The sequence below is a fragment of the Streptomyces sp. NPDC048001 genome (assembly GCF_043203115.1).
GTDB lineage: Bacteria > Actinomycetota > Actinomycetes > Streptomycetales > Streptomycetaceae > Streptomyces > Streptomyces sanyensis.
This window is the reverse complement of record NZ_JBIDBN010000005.1, coordinates 173,101-192,895: the sequence shown is the minus strand read 5'-3', so window position 1 is coordinate 192,895 and position 19,795 is coordinate 173,101. Positions and strand designations below refer to the sequence as shown.

At 75.0% G+C, this 19,795-nt stretch carries 15 protein-coding genes; 12 read left to right on the top strand and 3 right to left on the bottom strand.

The window, feature by feature from the left end:
• Positions 1–153: 153 nt before the first annotated feature.
• Positions 154–1,542 (bottom strand): MBL fold metallo-hydrolase, encoded by a 1,389-nt coding sequence (locus ACGF15_RS11365; protein WP_345614014.1) that lies wholly within the window; start codon positions 1,540–1,542, stop codon positions 154–156.
• A 395-nt stretch (positions 1,543–1,937) separates the two neighbouring features.
• Between ACGF15_RS11365 and ACGF15_RS11360 the strand changes: the two genes are divergently transcribed.
• Both ACGF15_RS11360 and ACGF15_RS11355 read left to right on the top strand, forming a co-directional pair.
• Entirely contained in the window at positions 1,938–2,306 is a 369-nt protein-coding gene (locus ACGF15_RS11360) for a thioredoxin domain-containing protein (protein WP_345613956.1), read from the top strand.
• A 292-nt stretch (positions 2,307–2,598) separates the two neighbouring features.
• The gene (locus tag ACGF15_RS11355) at positions 2,599–2,997 is read left to right on the top strand and encodes a DUF302 domain-containing protein (protein WP_345613955.1); all 399 of its coding nucleotides are present in this window, start codon (positions 2,599–2,601) and stop codon (positions 2,995–2,997) included.
• A gap of 181 nt (positions 2,998–3,178) precedes the next feature.
• Here ACGF15_RS11355 and ACGF15_RS11350 read toward each other — a convergent pair whose 3' ends face one another.
• A complete protein-coding gene (locus tag ACGF15_RS11350; RefSeq protein ID WP_345613954.1) occupies positions 3,179–3,388 on the bottom strand; it encodes a hypothetical protein in 210 nt (69 codons plus the stop codon).
• Between the two features lie 2 nt (positions 3,389–3,390).
• Complete coding sequence (locus ACGF15_RS11345; RefSeq protein WP_256525704.1) at positions 3,391–3,783, bottom strand: carboxymuconolactone decarboxylase family protein; 393 nt, start codon at positions 3,781–3,783, stop codon at positions 3,391–3,393.
• Between the two features lie 499 nt (positions 3,784–4,282).
• On the opposite strand from ACGF15_RS11345, the gene ACGF15_RS11340 reads away from it, so the two are divergent.
• From ACGF15_RS11340 to ACGF15_RS11295, 10 genes are all read left to right on the top strand, one after another.
• Positions 4,283–10,996, top strand: a complete 6,714-nt coding sequence (locus tag ACGF15_RS11340) for a DUF3320 domain-containing protein (protein WP_392797971.1) — start codon at positions 4,283–4,285, stop codon at positions 10,994–10,996.
• A 285-nt stretch (positions 10,997–11,281) separates the two neighbouring features.
• A complete protein-coding gene (locus tag ACGF15_RS11335) occupies positions 11,282–11,497 on the top strand; it encodes a three-helix bundle dimerization domain-containing protein (protein WP_345613952.1) in 216 nt (71 codons plus the stop codon).
• 484 nt (positions 11,498–11,981) lie between these two features.
• The gene (locus tag ACGF15_RS11330) at positions 11,982–12,842 is read left to right on the top strand and encodes a CPBP family intramembrane glutamic endopeptidase (RefSeq protein WP_392797967.1); all 861 of its coding nucleotides are present in this window, start codon (positions 11,982–11,984) and stop codon (positions 12,840–12,842) included.
• A 28-nt stretch (positions 12,843–12,870) separates the two neighbouring features.
• Positions 12,871–14,109, top strand: a complete 1,239-nt coding sequence (locus ACGF15_RS11325) for a sensor histidine kinase (protein WP_392798291.1) — start codon at positions 12,871–12,873, stop codon at positions 14,107–14,109.
• Positions 14,110–14,113: 4 nt separating this feature from the next.
• The gene (locus ACGF15_RS11320) at positions 14,114–14,806 is read left to right on the top strand and encodes a response regulator transcription factor (RefSeq protein WP_362605701.1); all 693 of its coding nucleotides are present in this window, start codon (positions 14,114–14,116) and stop codon (positions 14,804–14,806) included.
• A gap of 104 nt (positions 14,807–14,910) precedes the next feature.
• Positions 14,911–15,666 carry a GntR family transcriptional regulator gene (locus tag ACGF15_RS11315; protein ID WP_392797964.1) on the top strand — a complete coding sequence of 252 codons (756 nt, stop codon included), beginning with the start codon at positions 14,911–14,913 and terminating at the stop codon, positions 15,664–15,666.
• Positions 15,667–15,795: 129 nt separating this feature from the next.
• Positions 15,796–16,920 carry a TIGR03364 family FAD-dependent oxidoreductase gene (locus ACGF15_RS11310; RefSeq protein WP_345613947.1) on the top strand — a complete coding sequence of 375 codons (1,125 nt, stop codon included), beginning with the start codon at positions 15,796–15,798 and terminating at the stop codon, positions 16,918–16,920.
• 11 nt (positions 16,921–16,931) lie between these two features.
• The gene (locus ACGF15_RS11305) at positions 16,932–17,624 is read left to right on the top strand and encodes a phosphonatase-like hydrolase (RefSeq protein WP_392797960.1); all 693 of its coding nucleotides are present in this window, start codon (positions 16,932–16,934) and stop codon (positions 17,622–17,624) included.
• Between the two features lie 268 nt (positions 17,625–17,892).
• Positions 17,893–18,063 carry a 50S ribosomal protein L32 gene (rpmF, locus tag ACGF15_RS11300; protein ID WP_345613945.1) on the top strand — a complete coding sequence of 57 codons (171 nt, stop codon included), beginning with the start codon at positions 17,893–17,895 and terminating at the stop codon, positions 18,061–18,063.
• Positions 18,064–18,069: 6 nt separating this feature from the next.
• On the top strand, positions 18,070–19,257 hold the full coding sequence (locus ACGF15_RS11295) for a GTP-binding protein (protein ID WP_392797956.1): 1,188 nt from the start codon (positions 18,070–18,072) through the stop codon (positions 19,255–19,257).
• Positions 19,258–19,795 lie beyond the last annotated feature (538 nt).

Sequence of the window (19,795 nt, the reverse complement as noted above, 5' to 3'; positions counted from 1 at the left end):
GCGCCGGTGGCGCCCGGGGCCGGGCCGCTTCCCGTGAGGCCGGGCGGGCCGGGCCGTTTCCCGTGAGGCCGGGGGCCGGGCGGGCCGGGCCGTTTCCCGTGAGGCCGGGGGCCGGGCGGGGACAGGCGGGGCCCGGGGGCCCGGCCCGGCCCGTCAGGCGGCGGCGGGGGCCTTCGACAGGTCCCAGGCGGCGTAGCCGCCGAGGATGTCGGAGACGTCGGCGAAGCCGTGGTGGCGCAGCAGGCTCGCGGCGATCGAGGAGCGGAGGCCGCCCGCACAGTGCAGGACCAGGGGCCGGTCGCGCGGGATCTCGTCGAGGCGGCGGGGCAGTTCGCCCAGCGCGATGTGCAGGGCCCCGTCGATGAAGCCGTGTTCGCCGCGCTCGCCGCAGTTGCGGACGTCGACGACGACCGGCGGGTTGTCGCCCGCCAGGGCGGCGCGGACCTGCGCGGCCGTCAGGCGGCTGGCCGGAGCGACCTCCCCGGCCAGTGCGGCCAGGGCGTCGCCCGGGGAGCGCAGGTAGCCGGCGACGCGGTCGAAGCCGATCCGGGCCAGGCGCGTGACGATCTCCTCCTCGCGGTTCTGCGGAGCGACGACGAGCAGCTCGGCGTCGGCGGGCAGGACGGTGCCGGCCTGCTCGGCGAACCGCCCGTCGGCCGGTACGTTCACCGAGCCCCGCAGATGCCCGGCGGCGAACTCCTGCGGGTCACGGGCGTCGACCACCACGGCGCCGGAGGCGCGGAGCGCGGTGGCGTCCTCGGCGGTCAGCGGCCTCGGTGCGGCGGCGGGGTCGAACAGCGGGCGCTCGCTGCGGTTGAGGACCGCGTCGTAGACGAAGTAGCCGGGGGCCGCGGACTGGCCGGCGGTCACGAGCGCGACGAAGTCCTCCTGCGGCATGGGCGCGCAGGCGTAGTTGGTGGCGCGCTGCTCGCCGATGGTCGACTGCCGCTCCGTGGACAGGTTCTTGCCGCAGGCGGACCCGGCACCGTGCGCGGGGAACACGCGCACCTCGTCCGGCAGGGCCATCAGCCTGTTCTGGACGCTGTCGTGGAGCATGGCGCCGAGCTCCTCGGCGGTCACCCCCACGGAGGCCAGCAGGTCGGGGCGGCCCACGTCGCCGATGAAGAGCGCGTCGCCGGTGAGCACCCCGTACGGGACGGTGTCCTCGCGGCGCTCGCGGACCAGCACGCTGATCGACTCCGGGGTGTGCCCGGGCGTCTCCATGATCTCCAGGGTGACGTCACCGAGGCTGACGACCTCCCCGTCGGCCAGTGCGCGGATCGGGTACTCCGTCTCGGCACGGCGGCCGTAGCCGATCCACGCGCCCGTCTCCGCCGCCACCTCCAGGTGCCCGGCGACGAAGTCCGCGTGGAAGTGGGTGTTGATGACGCCGACCACGGTGAAGCCGCGGGCCTCGGCGTCCGCCAGGTACTCCGAGACGTCCCGGCGGGGGTCGACGACCACGGCCCGGCCGGTCGCCTCGTCGGCGATCATGTACGACGCCTGCGAGAGGCAGTCGAGGTAGTACTGGGCGAAGAACACGGGAACCTCCGTCAGCGATGGCATATACCCCATGGGGTATATGGAGGGTGGAAGATCGGCCCACCCCGGAGCGGCGGGCACACGAGCAGGGAGCGGTCGGACCGACCCCGGGGCGGATCCGGTCGCCACCGGGCGGCCGGACGCGGTCCGGCCCCGGGCTCCGTCGGCGACACGGAGGACCTCCGGGTCCCTGCGGCGAGCCGCGGGCGGATTCACCTCCGTATACCCCCCTGGGTATCTGATACCCGACCGTAGGGGCGGTCGCCGGGCTTTGTCAAATACCCCCCTGGGTATCCACCCCCGAGCCGCCGGCCGGGCGCGGGAACAATCCCGGGCGGACACCGGTTGAACCCGCCATATACCCCACCGGGTATACAGGAAGGAGTGTGGAACCCATGGCGACCGTCGAGCTGACCCAGCAGAACCTCGAAACCACCGTCACCGGCTCGGAGATCGTGCTGATCGACTTCTGGGCCGGATGGTGCGGACCGTGCCGCATGTTCGGCCCCGTCTACGAGAGGGCCTCCGAGCGCCACCCGGACATCGTCTTCGGCAAGGTCGACACGGAGGCGCAGCCGGAACTCGCCGGCGCCTTCCGGATCTCCTCCATCCCCACCCTGATGGCCGTCCGCGACCGGACCGTGCTCTACGCGCAGCCCGGTGCACTGCCGCCGCAGGCCCTGGAGGAACTGATCGCCCGGATCAGGAGCGTCGACATGGACGAGGCACGCGGCGGGGCCGTCCGCACCGCCGGCCCGAGGTGAACCGCCGCAGGGCCCGGGACACCCGGCGGTGCGGGGGCCGCACCGGGCGGGCCCGCGTGCCGCGGCTCCCGGACGCGCGCCAGGCTCCGGGAGGCCGGGGCGGCACGGGGCCGCGGGGCGGCTCCGGGACGCCGAACGGCCCCTCGGCGCCTGTCGCTCCCCTCCCGGCGGACACGCCGGGAGATCATGCTGCCGGAGGCCGCGCGCCCTCGCGGGCGGGCCTCCGGCAGCCACGAGGCCCGAGGCCGCCGCGGACCGACGGGTCCGCCAACGGAACAGCGAGGTGAGGACCATGCCCTACGACCGCACCGTCCGGCTCCCCGGAACCTTCGGCGAGACGGTGGAGTCCGTCCGCCGCGCCCTCTCCGACCAGGGCTTCGGGGTCCTGACGGAGATCGACGTCCAGGCCGTGCTCAGGGCCAGACTCGGCCACGAGATGGAGCCCTACCTGATCCTCGGCGCGTGCAACCCCCCGCTCGCCCGCCAGGCCCTGGAGACCGACCGCTCGATCGGCCTGCTCCTCCCCTGCAACGTCGTGGTCCGCGCCGAGGGCGAGCAGGTGGTCGTGCAGGCGATCGACCCCTCCACCATGGTCACCCTCACCGGCGACGAGGCCATGGCCCCGGTGGCGGACGAGGCGGCCCGCCGCCTCGACGCCGCACTCGCCGCCCTCACGGAGGCCGGTGGCTGAGCCGCCGGGGACGGGGCGCCCTTCCCTCGGTTCGCGGGGCAGCACGCGACCGCCCCCACCCGCCTCAGCTCGGCGGGCATCGATCCCGATGCCCGCCCCGGGCACTGCGGGCGGCGCCCTCGGCCGCGGCGCTCCGGCCGCCGTCCCGGACGCCCGGCCCGGCGGCCGGGCGAGGGGCCGGTCAGGCCCGGTCCGGCGGCGGCGCCTCGTGAAGGCGGCGCGTCTGGGTGTCGTAGTCGCTCAGCACCTGCGTGAGCTGCTCCAGCGACTCCTCGGGCAGGTCGGGGGGAGCGGACTCGACCACATAGCGGGCCGCGGCCACGAGCGCCGCGAACTCGAAGGCGTGCGCGGTGACCCGCAGGACGCCGGGCCGGGACCACTCCAGGTGCATGATCAGCCCTTCGACGACAGGTACTCCTTGATCTGGCCGAGCTCCTTCTCGAAGTCGTCGTAGTCCTCACGGATGCCGTTGAGGTACCCGCTCCAGCCGATGCTGTTCTTCGCGTAGTGGACGGCTTCCTGGATCTCCTCGTCGGTGGCCCCGAACAGCTTCGCGGCCTCGGTGTGGAAGAGCGTGCAGTACCGGCACTTGGTCTCGGAGTGCACCGCGATCCCGATCAGTTCCTTGTACTTGTTCGGGATCAGCGTCTCGCCGAGTTCGAGCCTCTTGAAGATCTCCCACTCGTGGTCGAGCAGGTCGTCGGGGATGCGGGAGAAGAAGTGGGGAACAAGCCCCAGGGTCTCCTTGATCTCCGCCTCCACCTCGCTCCGGTTGCGTCCCGCCATGGCGACCACTCCTCTCAGCCGAGCGGAACAGGCCCCTCCCTCCACGCTAGGCCGCCGGGACGGCTCCGGCGACTCCTTGCGGCCCGTGCCCCGCCGGGCCTCCCCCGCGGCACCGGACCGGCGCCCGGGGGTTCCCCGTCCCCCGGGGCCCGGGAGCGGACGGGGCACGCCACCGCGCGGGAGGGGCGCGCCCGGCCGGGGAGGACTCCGGCCGGCCTCCCGCCGCCATGATCGACGGCCGTGCGAAGCCCCGCCGTCCGGGAGCCGAAAAGGCGTGCGCACCCCACGGATTGACAGCCCGTCAGCAAAGATCGGCATTGTCCTTCACGCCAGGGGACCCGGGTCATAGGATTCCCCGACCAGAGGGATCGGCGGGACCGGAGGAGCCGGAGGGGACGGAGCCCTTCGGGAGCGGCTTCGCCCCGGGCCGGTGCGGCTTCATCCGGGCACGTCGCGTCTCCTGTGCCCCAGTGAGAGAACACGAGCAGCTAGGACGAGTGTGGCAAACCCGAGTGGTTCCGGCGGCGGTGACGAGCTGGAACGGTTCAGAAGGATCCTGGCCGACTGGCGGACGTCGCTCGTCGACCTGAGCGGCCGAAACCGGCTCCTCAACTTCAGGCACACCAAGGCGGCGACCCTGGAGATCACCTATCCGCCGGCCGGGGAACTCCTCAAGGGACTGGAGCGCGGCTGGGACTTCGCGCCGCTGCCCGACGAGGAACCCGCCGCCCCGGAACCCGAGGGGGCGCAGGCGCGGACGCCCGTCACCGGACAGCAGGGCCGCACGGGCGGAATCGTCACCCAGAAGAGGACGGGCCCGGCGCTCCTCCGTGCCCTGACCCGCCTGCGCGGCAGGTCCACCCAGCTCTTCAACGACTACGGTCTGTGGACGCTCCAGTTGGGCGTCGGCATCCTGCGCTGGCACGAGGACGGCGCATCGACGCGCAGCGACGCCCCGATCGTCCTGCTTCCCGTGCGCATCGAGCGGCTGGGCAACGGACGGGTCCGCCTGGTGGCCAACGACGACGAGGAACCGCGCCTCAACCCCGCGCTCAAGGTCAGGCTGGAGCAGCTCTCCCTCGACTGGTCACCCGTCACGGAACGGGAACCGACGGACCTCGACGCGGTGATCGACGCGGTGACCACGGCGGTGGCGGGGAAGCCGGGCTGGCAGGTCTCACGGCGCGTGGTGCTGGCGCTCTTCGCCTCCCACAAGGAGTCGATGTACCAGGACCTGCTGGACAACGAGGCCCGCATCCTGGACAGCGACCTCGTCCGGGCCGTGGCGCTCGGGCCCGGGGCCGGACTGGCGCCGGACCGCTTCGACTTCGAGGAGGTCGACGCCGACCGGATCGACGAGCTCAGCCCGCCGGAGGCGGGTCCGCTCGTGCTGGACGCCGACGCCTCGCAGCGCCAGGCCGTCGCGGCCGCCGTCGCCGGGCGGTCCTTCGTCCTCGACGGCCCGCCGGGTACCGGCAAGAGCCAGACGATCACCAACATGATCGCCGGTCTGATGCACGCGGGCCGCAGCGTGCTGTTCGTCAGCGAGAAGGCCGCCGCGCTCGATGTGGTGCTGGACCGGCTGAAGTCCGTCGGACTCGACTCGTACGCTCTGCCCCTGCACAGCCACAGCACCAGCCGCCGGGCCGTCGCGCAGGAGCTGGGGAGGGCCCTGGAGGAGGAGCCGCGGGCCCCACGGCTCCCCCCGGAGGCGGTGGCCCGGGCCCGCGAGGCGCGCGAGGCCCTGAGCGCCTACGCCGAGGCGATGAACGAGACGAGCGGGCCACTCGGCCGGAGCCTGCACGAGGTGATCGGCAGGGTGGGGCAGCTGTCCGAGGCGCACGTGGCGTTCCTGCCCTCGGAGGCGGACGGCGGCGCCCGGGAGCAGAAGGTGTTCGACGCCGCGTCGATCAGCGGAGAGGACCTGCACGACATCGTCGAGGCCACGAAGGCCCTCGCCGGTGCCTGGCAGGCGGTCGCCGACGACTCCTTCCCCTGGCGGGACCTGAAGGCCGAAGGCCCCCATCCCCGTCCGGCGCTCGACCAGGCCATGGCCGCACGGGACGGGCTCGCCACGGCGGTGGCGCGCTACCGGGACCTCGCGGAGGACGGGGAGCCGATCGAGGAGGAGGACGGCGTCCACCGGCTCATCGCGCTCCTGGCGCTGATCGAGTCGCGCCACCCGGTGCCCGAAGCATGGCTGACCCGTGCCGACTTCGCCCACGCGGTGGAGGGCCCGGCCGACGACTTCCTCGCCGCGCTGCGGAAGGTGCTCGGGGCGCAGGCCGCGGCCCGCTCCTCGGCAGGAGAGCGCTGGAGGGAGCTCTCGTCGCGGCTGGTCCCCGAGCCGAGCGAGGACGAGCGCGCCCTCGCGGCGCTCTTACCGGCCGGGATCGATCCCTCCGAGCTGTCGGAGGAGCGTGCGAAGGACCTGGCCGGGGAGTTCGGGAGGACCGCGGACCGCCTGGAGCGCGCCCACCGCAGACTTGCCCAGGTCGCGCAGCAGCTGGGGCTGAACGTCCCGGACAGCGCCGCGGCGGCGGAGGACCTCTGCGAGGTCCTCTCGCTGGCGGGGGCCGACCACCGGCCCCTGGAGCAGTGGCTCGTGCCCGGAGGGGCGTCCCGCGCGGACGGGGCGGCGCTGGGCGTCGTCGCCGACGGTCTGCGCGCGTTCGCCCTCCGGCGTGACACGGTCCTGTCCGCACGTGCGCGCGCGACCGCGGAGGCCGGACCGGGCTGGGCCTCCCTGCCCGCCGACCTCGACCCGGAACCACCGGCGTCCGAGCGGGACCTCGCCGGACGGGAGCCGGCCGGCCTGGACCTGAGTCCCCTGACGCGTACGCAGGCCACCGAGCTGGCCGAGCGGTTGGCGGGCCTGGCGGCAAGCCTCGCATCGGCCGAGGAGCATGCCGCGGCCGTCGCCGGGCTCCTCGGACGCGACCGGCCGGGGACGCTGCAGGAGGCCGAGGAGCTGATCGCCCTCGTACGGCTGGCCACGGTCTCCCACCGGATACCGGACCCGTGGCTCGACCCCGGGGTGATGTCACGGGTACGGGAAGCCTGCACGGAGATCACCGGCGCCGCGCACCGGCTCGCCGGGGCCGAGCGGGCCGCGCAGGAGGTCTTCCGGCCCGAGACCGCCGTCACCCCCGGTCTGCCGGGGCTGATACGCCGCCTGTCCGAAGGCTCGCGGGGAATCGGCGGCCTGCTGTCCGGCGCGGTCCGCGCGGACCGCAGGGCACTCGGTGCGCTGGCGACCGGGGGCTCGTGGCACAACGACCTCTACGAGCGGCTGCCGCTCGCCCTGGACTGGCATACGGCCCACGACCGCCTGCGCTTCCTCGCCCGTACGCATGCCGCGCTCCTGGGACCCTACGCGGGGACGACTCTGCCCGACGTGCCTGCCCTGGAGGCGGCGCTGGCGCACGCCGACTCCGTGCACCGGCTCGCGCCGGACACGGTCCGGGACCCGCACCGTCGCGGCCTGCTGGCCGCCCAGATCGCGGACGGCCGCACCCCCGCCCCGGAACTGCTGCGGCACGGCGAGGCCCTGAGCGGGTGTCTGGGCGCATGGCGACAGGGCCTGTCGGACCCCCGGCTGGCGGCCGTCGCGGACGGACTCGCCCGGTGCTCCCCGGCCGAGGGCGCCCGCTGGCTGCGCGGCCACCTGGATCCGCTCGCCCGGGCCGTCGAGGTCATCGACACGGTCGCGGACGTCGGCCGTCGCGACGGCGGGCCCGGCTTCGCGTACACACTCGCGGGCGCACGGACGGCGATCGGCGCCGCCCGGGAAGCCCGCCGGGAGACCGCCGGGTTCGCGGCCGAGGAGGACGCGCACCGCCGCCTGTGCGGCTCCTGGTACCGGGGCCTGGACACCGACCCCGCGGACCTGCGCGCACCGTCCCCCGACGCGGTGCACGGACCGGGCGGCATCCCCGGACTCCTGCACCGGGCCTGGGACCTCCACGCATCCGCCCGGGGCGCCTGCGCCGACGAGGAGCAGCGCACGCTGCTCGGTCGGTACGCGCCCGACGGCGGTGTCGACACCGCCGCGCTGCAGGACGCCCTGGAAGCCGCGCACACCGTGGAGCGGCTGGCACCGGACACACTCACCGATCCCGTACGCAGGGAACGCCTGCTCGACTTCCTCGCGGACGGGCGCCCCGCCCTGCCCGCTCTGATGCGGCAGGCGGAGCCGCACCTCCGCACCGAGCTGCGCGACTGGCGGGAGTACGCCCGTCGGCCGCACCTCGCGGCCGCGGGCGCACAGCTCCTCGCCGGTCCGCTGCTCGACGCGGCGCGGTGGCTGCGCGCCCATGTCGAACCGTTCGAGGAGGCGGCGGAGCTCGTCCATGCCGTGGCGCGCGTCGCCGACGCCGACGGCGAGCTGCCCCTCGCGCGGGCCCGCCGCGCGGTGACGGCGGTGCTCGACGCGCGGGCGGCCGAAGCGCGGTTCACCGAGGGCGCCCCGCACCACCGGGAGCTGCTGGGCGAGCTCTACCAGGGGGCGGCGACCGGCAAGGCGGCCGTGCTCGACGCCCTGGACTGGGCCCGGGAGGTACGCCGGACGGCACACGGGGGCCACGGAGCCCCGCTGTCCGCCCCGGCGGCCCGCGTGATGCTCGAGGCGCCCGCCGACACCTCCGTGGCCGACCGGCACGAGGACTGGCAGCGCCAGCGGGACCACCTCGTCGCCCACTTCGACGTGCAGCGCGGCCGTCTCCTGCACCGCGAGCTCCGGGAGTCGCTGCCCGCCGCCGCGCTCTGCCTGTCGCGGCTGGACGACGACCCCTTCGGCCCCGAGGCATGGACCACGCGCTCCGAGGCCCTGGGGCGGTTGCGCCGGTACGGCCTGGAGGGGCTGCCCACCCAGCTCGCGCAGCGCGGCGTGTCCGCGGACGGCTTCCCCGCCTCCGTCGAACGCGCGGTCCTCACCGCGTGGATCGAGCGCCGCCTCGGAACCGACACCCGGCTCAGGCCCCTGCGCGCGGCGGACCGCGACCAGCTCGTCGAGCGGTTCCGGGACGCGGACCGCGCGCTGGTGGAGGCCGCCCACGCCGAGGTCATCGCGGCCTGCAACGCCCGCCGCCCGCGCCGGACCGGCATCGGCCCCGCCGCCGAACTACGCCGCCAGTCGCAGCTGAAGCGCCGCCACAAGCCGGTGCGAAGGCTGCTCGACGAGACACGGGAGGTCGTGCGGCTCCTCAAGCCCTGCTTCATGATGAGTCCGCTGACGGTCAGTCAGTTCCTGCCGCCGGACTTCCGCTTCGACGTCGTCATCTTCGACGAGGCCTCCCAGGTGCTGCCGCAGGACGCGGTGAACTCCGTCTACCGCGGCAGTGCGCTCATCGTGGCAGGCGACCAGAGGCAGCTCCCGCCGACCTCGTTCTTCAGCGCCGGCGGGGACGGCGACGACGACGACACGTGGGACGAGGAGGCCAGGGACGACTTCGAGTCGGTGCTCGACGCCTGCAAGGCCAGCGGCGTGCTGCGCGGCCTGCCGCTGCGATGGCACTACCGGAGCCGCCACGAGAACCTCATCGCCTTCAGCAACCACGAGTTCTACGACACCGCCATGGTGACCTTCCCGGGCGCGCACGAGCAGAGCCCGGACCTCGGCGTCGCGTTCTTCAAGGCCGACGGTGTCTACGACCGGGGCGGCCGAAGCGACAACCCGGGCGAGGCGGCCGCGGTCGCGCAGCGGGTGATCCACCACTTCACCACCAGGCCGGGGCTCAGCCTGGGGGTGGTCGCCCTGTCCAAGGCGCAGGCCGAGGCCATCGAGGAAGCCGTCCAGAAGGCGCGCACCGCCCGGCCCGACCTCGATCGCTTCTTCACCGACGACCGTCTCGACGGCTTCTTCGTCAAGAACCTGGAGACCGTCCAGGGCGACGAGCGCGACGTCGTCATCCTGTCCGTCGGCTACGGTCCGGACCACCGGGGCAGGCTGCTCTCGACCTTCGGCCCCATCAACCGGGACGGCGGCTGGCGCCGCCTCAACGTGGCCGTGACCCGCGCCCGGCGCCGCATGGAGGTCGTCGCCTCCTTCCACGGCTCCGAGCTGGCCGACAGCCCCAACCGGAGCGTCCAGCACCTGAAGCGCTACCTCCAGTACGCCGAGCACGGCCCCCGCATCCTGGAGACGGCTCCGGCCGACCCGCACGCCGCGCCCGAGAGCCCCTTCGAGGAGGAGGTCCTGGGCGTCCTGCGCGACTGGGGTTACTCCGTGCAGCCGCAGGTCGGCGTCGCCGGTTTCCGCATCGACATGGCGGTACGGCACCCCGGAGCCCCGGGCAGCTACGCCCTCGGCATCGAATGCGACGGCGCCATGTACCACTCCTCGCGCGCGGCCCGCGACCGCGACCGGCTGCGGGAGGCCGTACTGCGCGACCTCGGCTGGGAGCTGCACCGCATCTGGGGCACGGACTGGTACCGCGACCGCCGGGACGCGACGGCGCGCCTGCGCGCCGCGGTGGAGGAGGCGTGCGCGCGGGACCCGTTCCCGGTGCCTCCGGACGGGCCGCCCGACGAGGGCGCGCCCGGGGAGGTCTCCGCCGGGCCGGACCCGGCGGAGGGCACGGGGGCGGCGGTGACGTTCGCGGCGGTGGACGACGGGCCGCCGGCGTGGAGCCGGGCCTACGAGGAGGTCGCCGACGTCCGGCTGGTCGAGCTGCGGGGCGCCTCCGCCCGGCGGCGCGGCATGCGGGACGCGGAGCTGCAGGACCCGGACGCCGTGGGAGTCGTCGCCGACGTCGCCCTCGCCGTGATCACGGCCGAGGGGCCGGTGACGGAGGAGCTGCTCGTCGCCCGGGTCCGTTCGGCGTGGGGCCTCTCCAGGGCGGGCACCGTGGTCCGGGACTCCGTCGGCCGGGCGCTGCGGAGGATCGCCTCCGAGGGCCGGATCGTGCGGGTCGGCGAGGCGTACGACCTCCCGTCCCGGGATCTGGCCTTCGCCCGCACCCCGACGCCGGCCGTGGCGCGCAAGGTCGGGCAGGTCCCGTCGGTCGAGCGGCGGCTCGTCCTGGGGCGCGTGGTCGAGGAGAGCCCGGGCGTCCACCGGGAGGACCTGCTCCGCGAGGTCGCCCGGTTCTTCGGGTGGACACGGCTCGGCCCGGACATCAGGGATGCGCTGACGAAGGACGTGGAGGAGCTCCTGGCGCAGGGGGCGGTCCGTGAAGCGGACGGGTATCTGATGCCCGCGGACGGCGGCTGACGGGGCGCGAGGAGTGCCGCTCGGCGGGGCCGCCGTCGAGCGGCCGCGCCGAGCGCCGGCGGGGAGTCCCGTCCCTGCCGACGCCGCAGCGGCCGGGCCGGCCGGCCGTGTCGGCCGGCGGGAGCACCGGCCCCGGGGGCCCGGCACGCGCGTCGTCCGGCAGGTTCGGGCCAGAGGGTTCGCCGATCGGCCGCGCCACGTCGGCGCAAGATCGACTACCCGGCCGGGGGCGGCTCCGCGAGACTGGTGGCACCGATCCCCGGAAGAAGATCGAGGTGCCCGGTGGTGCCATCGGAAGACGAAGCCCTCACCATCCGCCAGGTGGCCGAACGGCTGGTGAAGGCACACCCCCAGCTCGACGTCGGCCTGGTCCGGGACTCGGTGCAGACCGCGTTCGAAGAACTCAGGTACGCACGGGTGCGCACCTATCTGCCGGTCCTGATGGAACGCCGGGCCAGGGACCTGCTCGCCTCCGGCGAGGGCACCGATCCCGGTACCTGACCCCTGGGCGGGCCCCCCGGGGGCGCATCCGGCGGCGCGTGCACCACGGGCCCCCGCCTCGCCCCTCCGCTCCGACGCGGCCGCAGACGCCCGTGCCCCGGGCGGTGGCGGGCGGGGCGACGAGCCGGGGGCCTTCGCCGGGCCGGTCGGAGCAGCCGGGCCGGTCGGGGCAGCCGGGCCGACGGCGGGCCCGGCCGCCGGGACGGGGCTCGCCGTGTCCGCGGTCGCCCGCGGGCACCGGGTCGGCGGGCCCCGCCTTCCGCACCCGCCGAGGACCGTCCGGGCTGCGAGGGACGGCCTCGGGCAGCTCCCGGCTCAGGGCGCGTCCGCCCGAACCGCGGTCGCCGGATCCTCCTCGGCGCATCCCCCGTGAGAGCTACCGGGACCGCCTCCCCGGGGGTGACCCGGGGGCGACGCCGCCTCCCTAGCGTTGCCGGTGGGTCGCCGACCGGGTGGCCGATGCCCAGGGGAGGCCACCGTGCACATGACATCGACCGCAGACCGTGAGGCGGGCGACGGCTCCGGACCGGGCGGCGGCCGCACCGCCCGGATCGCCGGTTCTCCGCCGGTCTGGATGCTGACGGGAATCGTCGCCGTCGGTGCGGTCTCGGGCCTGACCGCGACCGGCCCCGGTCCGGTTCCGGTGATCGGCGCGGCTGCCGCGGTGGTCGTGTACGGGGCGGTCATGCGCCGTGCCGCACGACGGCCCGTACCGGAGATCGCCCGGCGCGGAGCCGGTCGGGAGGCGCTGCTCGGCGGCGGGATCGGCCTGGGCTTCATCCTCGTCTCCACCGTCCTGATCACCGTGTTCGGGGGCTATTCGTTCTCCTGGGCGGGCCACGGCTTCCTGTCGGTCCTGTGGTCCGCGCTCGCGGTGCAGACCGGCGCCGCGGTCACCGAGGAGCTGATGTTCCGCGGTCTCGCCCTGCAGGCCCTGGAGCAGCTGTGGGGCAGCCGGGTCGCCGTCGCGGTCACCGGTCTGTTCTTCGGCGCCGCCCATCTGCTCAACCCCGGGGCGAGTGCGTGGAGCGGACTGGCCATCGCGCTGGAGGCGGGCATCCTGCTCGGGGCCGCGTTCCTGTGGCGGCGTAGCATCTGGTTCGTCGTGGGTCTCCATCTCGCCTGGAACACCGCCGAGCAGCTGCTCGGCATCCCGGTCTCGGGGCACACCCCCGAGGGCCTGTTCTCGGTCGACGTGCACGGCCCCGCCCTGCTGAGCGGGGGCGCCTTCGGTCTGGAGACCTCGGTCGTGCCCGTCGTCATCGGTGTGCTGCTCACGGTCCGCATGCTGGTCCTCGCCCGGCGCAGCGGCGGTCTCCGGGCCCGGCGGCGTGCCCGGCGCTGAGACCGGCCGACTGGAGGAACCGGACGTGATATCCCGTCAGGCACCCTGGGGTCCCCCGTGGCTCCGGGTGCCGCTCGACTGGTGGCAGGAGCGGGACGTCCGCCTCAAGGACGGCGTCCTGGCCCTGCTGCTGACCGCACTGGCGTTCGTCCCGACCCTGTCGGACCTCGGGGCTCAGATCGGTGATCTGCGCAACCGGCCGGGGAGTGCGCTGGGCGTCGCGCTGACCCTGGCCCAGAGCCTGCCGACGGCGGCCCGCCGCCGGTGGCCCGCCGCCTGTTTCGCCGTCGTCGCCGGTGCGTTCGCCGCCCACCAGGCGCTGGGCTTCGCCACGACCTTCGGCAGCCTGGGGCTGTACCTGGCCCTGTACTCGGCCGGAGCCCACCAGGTCCGCTTCCGCCGGACCCTGGCGGCCGCGGCGAGTGCGGGCTATGCGGTCCTGGCCGTCGTCCTGCACCGTCTCGGCTCGCCGCAGGGCATCCCGGAGCACCTCGCGTTCCATCTGACGCTGGCCGCGGTCTGGCTGGTGGGAAGTACCGTGCGCAGGCGGCGGGCGGCAGAGGCGGAGCAGCGGCGGCTGGCCGCCGAGCGGGCCTCGTCCGCCGAGCGGAGCCGGATCGCCCGCGAGCTGCACGATGTGGTCACCCACCATGTCACGGCGATGGTGGTCCAGGCCGACGCGGCGCAGTTCCTGCTCACGTCCGCTCCGGAGCGCGCCGGTGAAGGGCTTGCGGCCGTGAGCGACACCGGCCGCCGGGCGCTGACGGAGCTGCGGTACCTGCTCGGCGTGCTGGAGGCGACCGGCGAGGCCGCGGCCGGCCCGGCCCCCGCGCACCGGTCCCCCGCCCTGGGTCAGGTGGGCGACCTGGTCGAACAGGCCCGCAGGTCGGGCCAGCCGGTCGAGTTCAGCGAGCGGGGCGAGCCGGTGCCGCGGTCCGTCGACGCGGAGCTGGCCGCGTACCGGGTGGTGCAGGAGGCGCTCACCAACGCGATGAAGCACGCCGCCGGGCAGCCGACACGGGTGGTGATCCGGCACGGCGAAGCGCACGTCGACATCGGGGTGACCACCGGCGGACCCGACGGGGGGCAGGGGCCGCCGCCGTCGGCTGCGGCGGCGGTGCCGGCGCCCGGCCCGGCGGGCGGGCGCGGACTGGCCGGGCTGCGTGCACGGGTCCGGATGCTGGATGGTGAACTGGAGGCCGGTCCCGGGCCCGGAGGCGGGTTCGAGGTCCGCGCCGTGATTCCGTCCGAGCGCGCCCAGGAGTGATCCCGTGAGCGATGTGCCGCCGCCCGTCCGGGTACTCGTCTGCGACGACCAGGCACTGGTGCGGACCGGGTACGCCACCATCTTCTCCGCACAGCCCGACATGGAGGTCGTCGGCGAGGCCGCGAACGGCCACGAGGCGGTGGCGGCCGCGCGGCGACTGCGCCCCGACGTGGTGGTGATGGACATCAGGATGCCGCTGCTCGACGGCATCCGGGCGACCGCGCAACTGGCCGGACCCGATGCCGAGGACCCGCCGAAGGTGCTGGTCGTCACGACCTTCAACGTCGACTCCCACGTCTACGACGCCCTGCGGGCCGGAGCCGGCGGCTTCCTCCTCAAGGACGCGCCGCCGGCGGAACTGGTCAACGGCATCCGGACGCTCGCCCGCGGCGAGGCCCTGCTGGCACCCGCCGTGACCAGGCGCCTCATCGGCCACTTCGCCGAACACCTGCGCCCGGCCGACGCCTCCCGTCCGGCCGTGCAGGACATCGTGAACGCGCTGACACCCCGCGAGCTGGAGGTGCTCCGGCAGATCGCCGAGGGGCTGTCGAACACGGAGATCGCCGCGGCGCTGTTCATCACCCCCGAGACCGTCAAGACCCATGTGTCACGCATCCTGGCGAAGCTCGGCCTGCGCGACCGTGTCCAGGCCGTCGTCCTCGCCTACCGGACGGGGCTGGTCTCCGGCACACCGTGAACCGGCACCGCCGCGGGACCCGCGCGGCGGCACCTCCCGCCCGGCCGGGCGCCGGGGCGGGGCCGTGGCCCCGGCCCCACCCCTGTGTCTGCGACGATCCGGGGGTGGACCACCCGAACGATCATGCCCCCGGCGCCCCGGTCCGCTCGGGCGTCCCCGAGCACGGACGCGTCCCGAAGTACTACGCGGTCAAGGTGCGGATCGCCTCGCTCGTGGCGGAGCTGGAGCGCGGTGACCCGATCCCCACCGAGCGGGATCTGGCCGAGCGGTACGGAGTCGCCCGCGAGACCGTCCGGCAGGCGGTGCGCGAGCTGGTGCTGGAGGGGCGGCTCAGACGGCAGGGCCGGGGCACCGTCGTGGCGGGGCCCAAGCTGGAGCAGCCGCTGTCCCTCGCCAGCTACACGGAAGGGGTCCGGAGGCAGGGGCGCACCCCCGGCCGGACGCTCGTCTCCCTCGACCGCTTCCGGTGTCCGCCCGCCCTCGCCGCCGAGCTCGGCCTCACTCCCGGCGAGCCGGTCTGGCACCTGGAGCGCGTGCTGCTCGCCGACGACGAGCGGGTCGGCCTGGAGAGCACCTATGTCGCCGTGGCCCGGGTTCCGCGGCTGGACACCGAGTTCGACCCGGACTCCTCCTTCTACCGCTACCTGGGGGCTCGGGGCATCGCGGTCGGCGACGCCGACGAACGCGTCGAGACCGTGCTCGCCACGCCCCGCGAGGCACTGCTCGTCGGCACGCCGCCGGCGCTGCCCATGCTGCTGATCCACCGGGTGTCCCGGGACACCGCAGGACGCCCCCTGGAGCGGGTGCGGGGCCTCTACCGGGGGGACCGGTTCTCGTTCACCGCGCGCCTGCGCGGCTGAAAGCCGCCGCCTCCCACCCGGCGGGCATCACGGAAAGATAACGGGTCTAGCCCAGACGTGAGGGAGCGTTCATGCTTCCGCCGTCAGCCGGACCCTTCCGGTTACCGGTCCGCGAGGAGCGTTGCCGCCGTGAGAGTGACAGTCGTCGGAGCAGGCGTGGTGGGCACCATGCACGCCTGGCATGCAGTGGAACGCGGCCATGAGGTCGTGCAGATCGAGCGTGAGGCGGAGGCGCGCGGCGCCTCGCTGCGCAACTTCGGGCAGATCTGGGTCAGCGGGCGCGCCCCCGGAGAGGAGCTGGAGACCGCGCTGCGGGCGCGGGAGCTGTGGGAGGGGATCGGCCGGCGCGTGCCCGGGCTCGGCTTCCGGGCCAACGGGTCGCTCACCCCGGTGCGCGGCCCCCTCGCGCTCGCCGTCGCCGAGGCGGCGGTGGCCCGCGAGGACGCCGCGGCCCGGGGCCGCGGGCTGCTCACCGCCGACGAGGCACGGACCCTCAACCCCGCACTGCGCGGCGCCTTCGACGCGGCCCTGTACTGCGAGCGCGACGCCGCCGTGGAGCCGCGCACCGCCCAGCGGGCCCTGCGCGAGGAGTTGCTGAAGTCCCCGAACTACACCTTCCTGCCGGGCCGCGAGGTGCGCGAGGTGGTCGGCGCCGGGGCCGTCCGCGACGACCACGGCGCGGTGCACCGCGGCGACGTGGTCGTGCTGTGCACGGGCGCCTGGCTGAGCGGGCTGGTGCGGGAGCTGGCCGGGCCCGAACTGCCCGTGCGCCGGGTGCGGTTGCAGATGATGCAGACCGGCCCGCTGGGCGAGAGGCTCACCACCTCGGTCGCGGACGCCGACAGCTTCCGGTACTACCCGGCCTACGCCTCCCCGGCGCTGGACGCGTTCAACGCCGGCCGGCCGCAGTCGGAGACGGCCGCCGGGCACAGGATGCAGCTGCTCATGGTGCAGCGCGCCGACGGCGGTCTGACCATCGGGGACACCCACGAGTACGAGCACCCGTTCGCCTTCGACACCCTCGAAGACCCCTACGAGCATCTGGCCGGGGTGGTCGAGTCCCTCCTCGGCCGGCCGCTGCCGGCGATCCGCCGCCGCTGGGCGGGGGTGTACGCGCAGTGCACCGACACCGGCCGGGTCGTCCACCGGCAGCAGGTGGGCGACGGGGTGTGGCTGGTCACCGGGCCCGGCGGACGCGGTATGACCTGCGCACCCGCGATAGCCGAGACGACCGCCGACGCACTGGGCTGGTGAGGGAGCCGACCATGCAGGAAACCGACATCCGACTCGTCGTGCTCGACATGGCCGGCACCACCGTCGCCGACGGCGGCCTGGTCGAGCGCGCCTTCGAGGCCGCGGCCGCCGAGCTGGGCATCGAGCCCGGCTCGGCCGACCACGCCCGGAAACTGGACCATGTCCGGGCCACCATGGGCGAGTCCAAGATCTCCGTCTTCCGGCACCTGTTCGGGGACGAGGGCCTCGCCCGGCGCGCCAACGCCGCCTTCGAGGACGCGTACGGCGACCTCGTCGACGCGGGCCTGATCGCCCCGGTCCCCGGCGCCCGCGAGACGATCGAGGAGCTCACCGGCAGCGGACGTACCGTCGTACTGACCACCGGCTTCTCCCGCGCCACCCAGGACGCGGTGCTGGCCGCGCTCGGCTGGCGGGACCTCGTGCCGCTCACCCTCTGCCCCGCCGACGCGGGCGGGCGCGGGCGGCCCTTCCCGGACATGGTCCTGGAGGCGTTCGTGCGGACCGGCGCCGCACAGGACGTCCGGCAGGTCGCCGTGGCCGGGGACACCTCCTACGACGTGCTGAGCGGCCTGCGGGCCGGGGCGGGAGTGGTGGCCGGTGTGCGCACCGGGGCGCACGGGGACGCCGAGTTCCGGGCCGCCGGCGCCACCCACGTCCTCGACTCCGTCGCCGCCCTGCCCGCCCTGCTCACGGGAGCCCGGTGAGACGGACCGCCCTCCTGCATCGAGGACGGGAGGTCCGCCACCGGCAGCCGGCCTCCCCCGGCCTCCCCCGCCGGACGCTGCGCCCCCGGAGCCACCGGGGTGGCGGACCCCGACGCAGGGCGCCTGACGCCGCCCCGGACGCCGGCCGGCGCAGCACGCCCGCAGGGATCCGCCCGGGCACAGGGGGCAGGGCACAGGGGGCAGATCGTAATGACATCCATTTTCAGGTATGGTCTGCCCTGCTCACCGATCGCACCCGGAGGTCCCCATGGCCGTGCCCAAGCGCAAGATGTCCCGCAGCAACACCCGGCACCGCCGCGCACAGTGGAAGGCCACGCCTCCCCAGCTGGTGACGGTCACGGTGGACGGGGTTCCGTACCGGGTCCCCCAGCGGCTGGCCAAGGCCTACGAGCGCGGCCTGCTCCGCCCCGAAGGCTGACCCCGCATGCCCCACGCCCCCTCGCGGCGCCTGCCCGTCACCGTGCTGTCGGGATTCCTCGGCGCCGGCAAGACCACCCTGCTGAACCACGTCCTCACCAACCGCGAGGGCCTGCGCGTCGCCGTCATCGTCAACGACATGAGCGAGGTCAACATCGACGCCGCCCTGGTGCCCGGCGGCGAGGCGGCCCTGTCGCGGACCGAGGAGCGCCTGGTCGAGATGACCAACGGGTGCATCTGCTGCACCCTGCGGGACGACCTGCTGGAGGAAGTGGACCGGCTGGCGCGCGAGGGGCGTTTCGACTACCTCCTCATCGAGTCCTCCGGCATCTCCGAGCCCATGCCGGTGGCCGCCACCTTTGCCTTCCCCCGCGACGACGGCGCCACCCTCGGCGACCTGGCCCGCCTCGACACGATGGTCACGGTCGTGGACGCCGCGGGCTTCCTGCCCGAACTGGCGGCCGGGGACGAACTCGCCGAGCGGGGCCTGGACCAGTACGAGGACGACGAACGCACCGTCAGCGACCTGCTGATGGACCAGATCGAGTTCGCCGACGTGATCGTCCTCAACAAGCTCGACCTCGTCGACGCCCCCTCCGCCGCCCGGCTGCGGGCCACGCTCGCCCGGCTGAACCCCGCCGCCCATGTGGTCACCGCCGTGCGGGGCCGCATACCGGCCGGCGAGATCCTGGGCACGGGCCGCTTCGACCTGGAACGGGCACAGCAGGCCCCGGGCTGGGTGCGGGAGCTCAACGGCGACCACGTCCCCGAGACCGAGGAGTACGGAATCTCCTCCACCGTCTTCCGTTCCGCGACGCCCTTCCATCCCGGGCGGCTGTGGACCTTCGTCACGGAGACGCTGGACAGCAGCACCCACGGGCAGATCCTCCGGTCCAAGGGCTTCTTCTCCCTCGCCACCCGGCCCCGGGTGCTGGGACTGTGGTCACAGGCCGGCTCGGTGGCACGCTTCGAGCCCTCCGCCGCACGCGACACCGGCAGCCGCCACGCCCAGGAACTCGTGTTCATCGGCACCGGGCTGGACGCGGACTCGCTGCACACGGCCCTGACCGCCTGCCTCCTCCGGGACGGCGAAACCCCGCCCGCCGAGGACCCGTTCCCGGCCTGGGACGCCTACGGCTTCGACGAGAGCTGCGAGCACGGGCACGAACCCCTCACCACCGTGACGGGACACTGAGACTCCGGGCCGGACGGTGGTCGCAGCCACGGCACCGTCCGGCCCGGTACACCCTCCGGCACGGTATGCCGGTCGCCCCGGGCAGACCGCCCGCCCCCGGGGGAAGGCGCGGGCGAGGCCGATCGCCCCGCCGCACGCCCCGCGCGGGCCGGGGACCTCGGGGAGCAGCCCCCGCCACGGAACGAGCGGCGGACTTCCCGCCCGGCCGTCCGCCCGGCGGCCGGGCGGGAGGGCGGCCTCGGCACACGCCACGAGCGCCTCGACCACGCCAGCGCACCCGGTGGCCCGACGCGCCCGCCGCCTTCCCGCCTTCCCGCCTTCGCACCTTCTCGCCTTCCCGCCCCCGGTGCCCGCGCGAACCACCGCTCCCGCACCGGGGATCGGCGGCCACCACCGCTCGGGCGGCGACCGCCTCACGGCGAGGACCACCGGCTCGGCCTCCCGCGTCCGCCGCGGCATCGGGCCGCGGCCCCGCAGGAGACGGCGCTGCCGCCCGTGACCCCGCCGGGCCACGGACGGCAGCTCGTCACACCGGTGC

Coding starts and splice junctions, on each gene's coding strand:
- ACGF15_RS11360 (WP_345613956.1), top strand. CDS start 1,938: ATGGCGACCGTCGAGCTGACCCAGCAGAACCTCGAAACCACCGTCACC.
- ACGF15_RS11355 (WP_345613955.1), top strand. CDS start 2,599: ATGCCCTACGACCGCACCGTCCGGCTCCCCGGAACCTTCGGCGAGACG.
- ACGF15_RS11350 (WP_345613954.1), bottom strand. CDS start 3,388: ATGCACCTGGAGTGGTCCCGGCCCGGCGTCCTGCGGGTCACCGCGCAC.
- ACGF15_RS11345 (WP_256525704.1), bottom strand. CDS start 3,783: ATGGCGGGACGCAACCGGAGCGAGGTGGAGGCGGAGATCAAGGAGACC.
- ACGF15_RS11330 (WP_392797967.1), top strand. CDS start 11,982: ATGACATCGACCGCAGACCGTGAGGCGGGCGACGGCTCCGGACCGGGC.
- ACGF15_RS11305 (WP_392797960.1), top strand. CDS start 16,932: ATGCAGGAAACCGACATCCGACTCGTCGTGCTCGACATGGCCGGCACC.
- rpmF (WP_345613945.1), top strand. CDS start 17,893: ATGGCCGTGCCCAAGCGCAAGATGTCCCGCAGCAACACCCGGCACCGC.
- ACGF15_RS11295 (WP_392797956.1), top strand. CDS start 18,070: ATGCCCCACGCCCCCTCGCGGCGCCTGCCCGTCACCGTGCTGTCGGGA.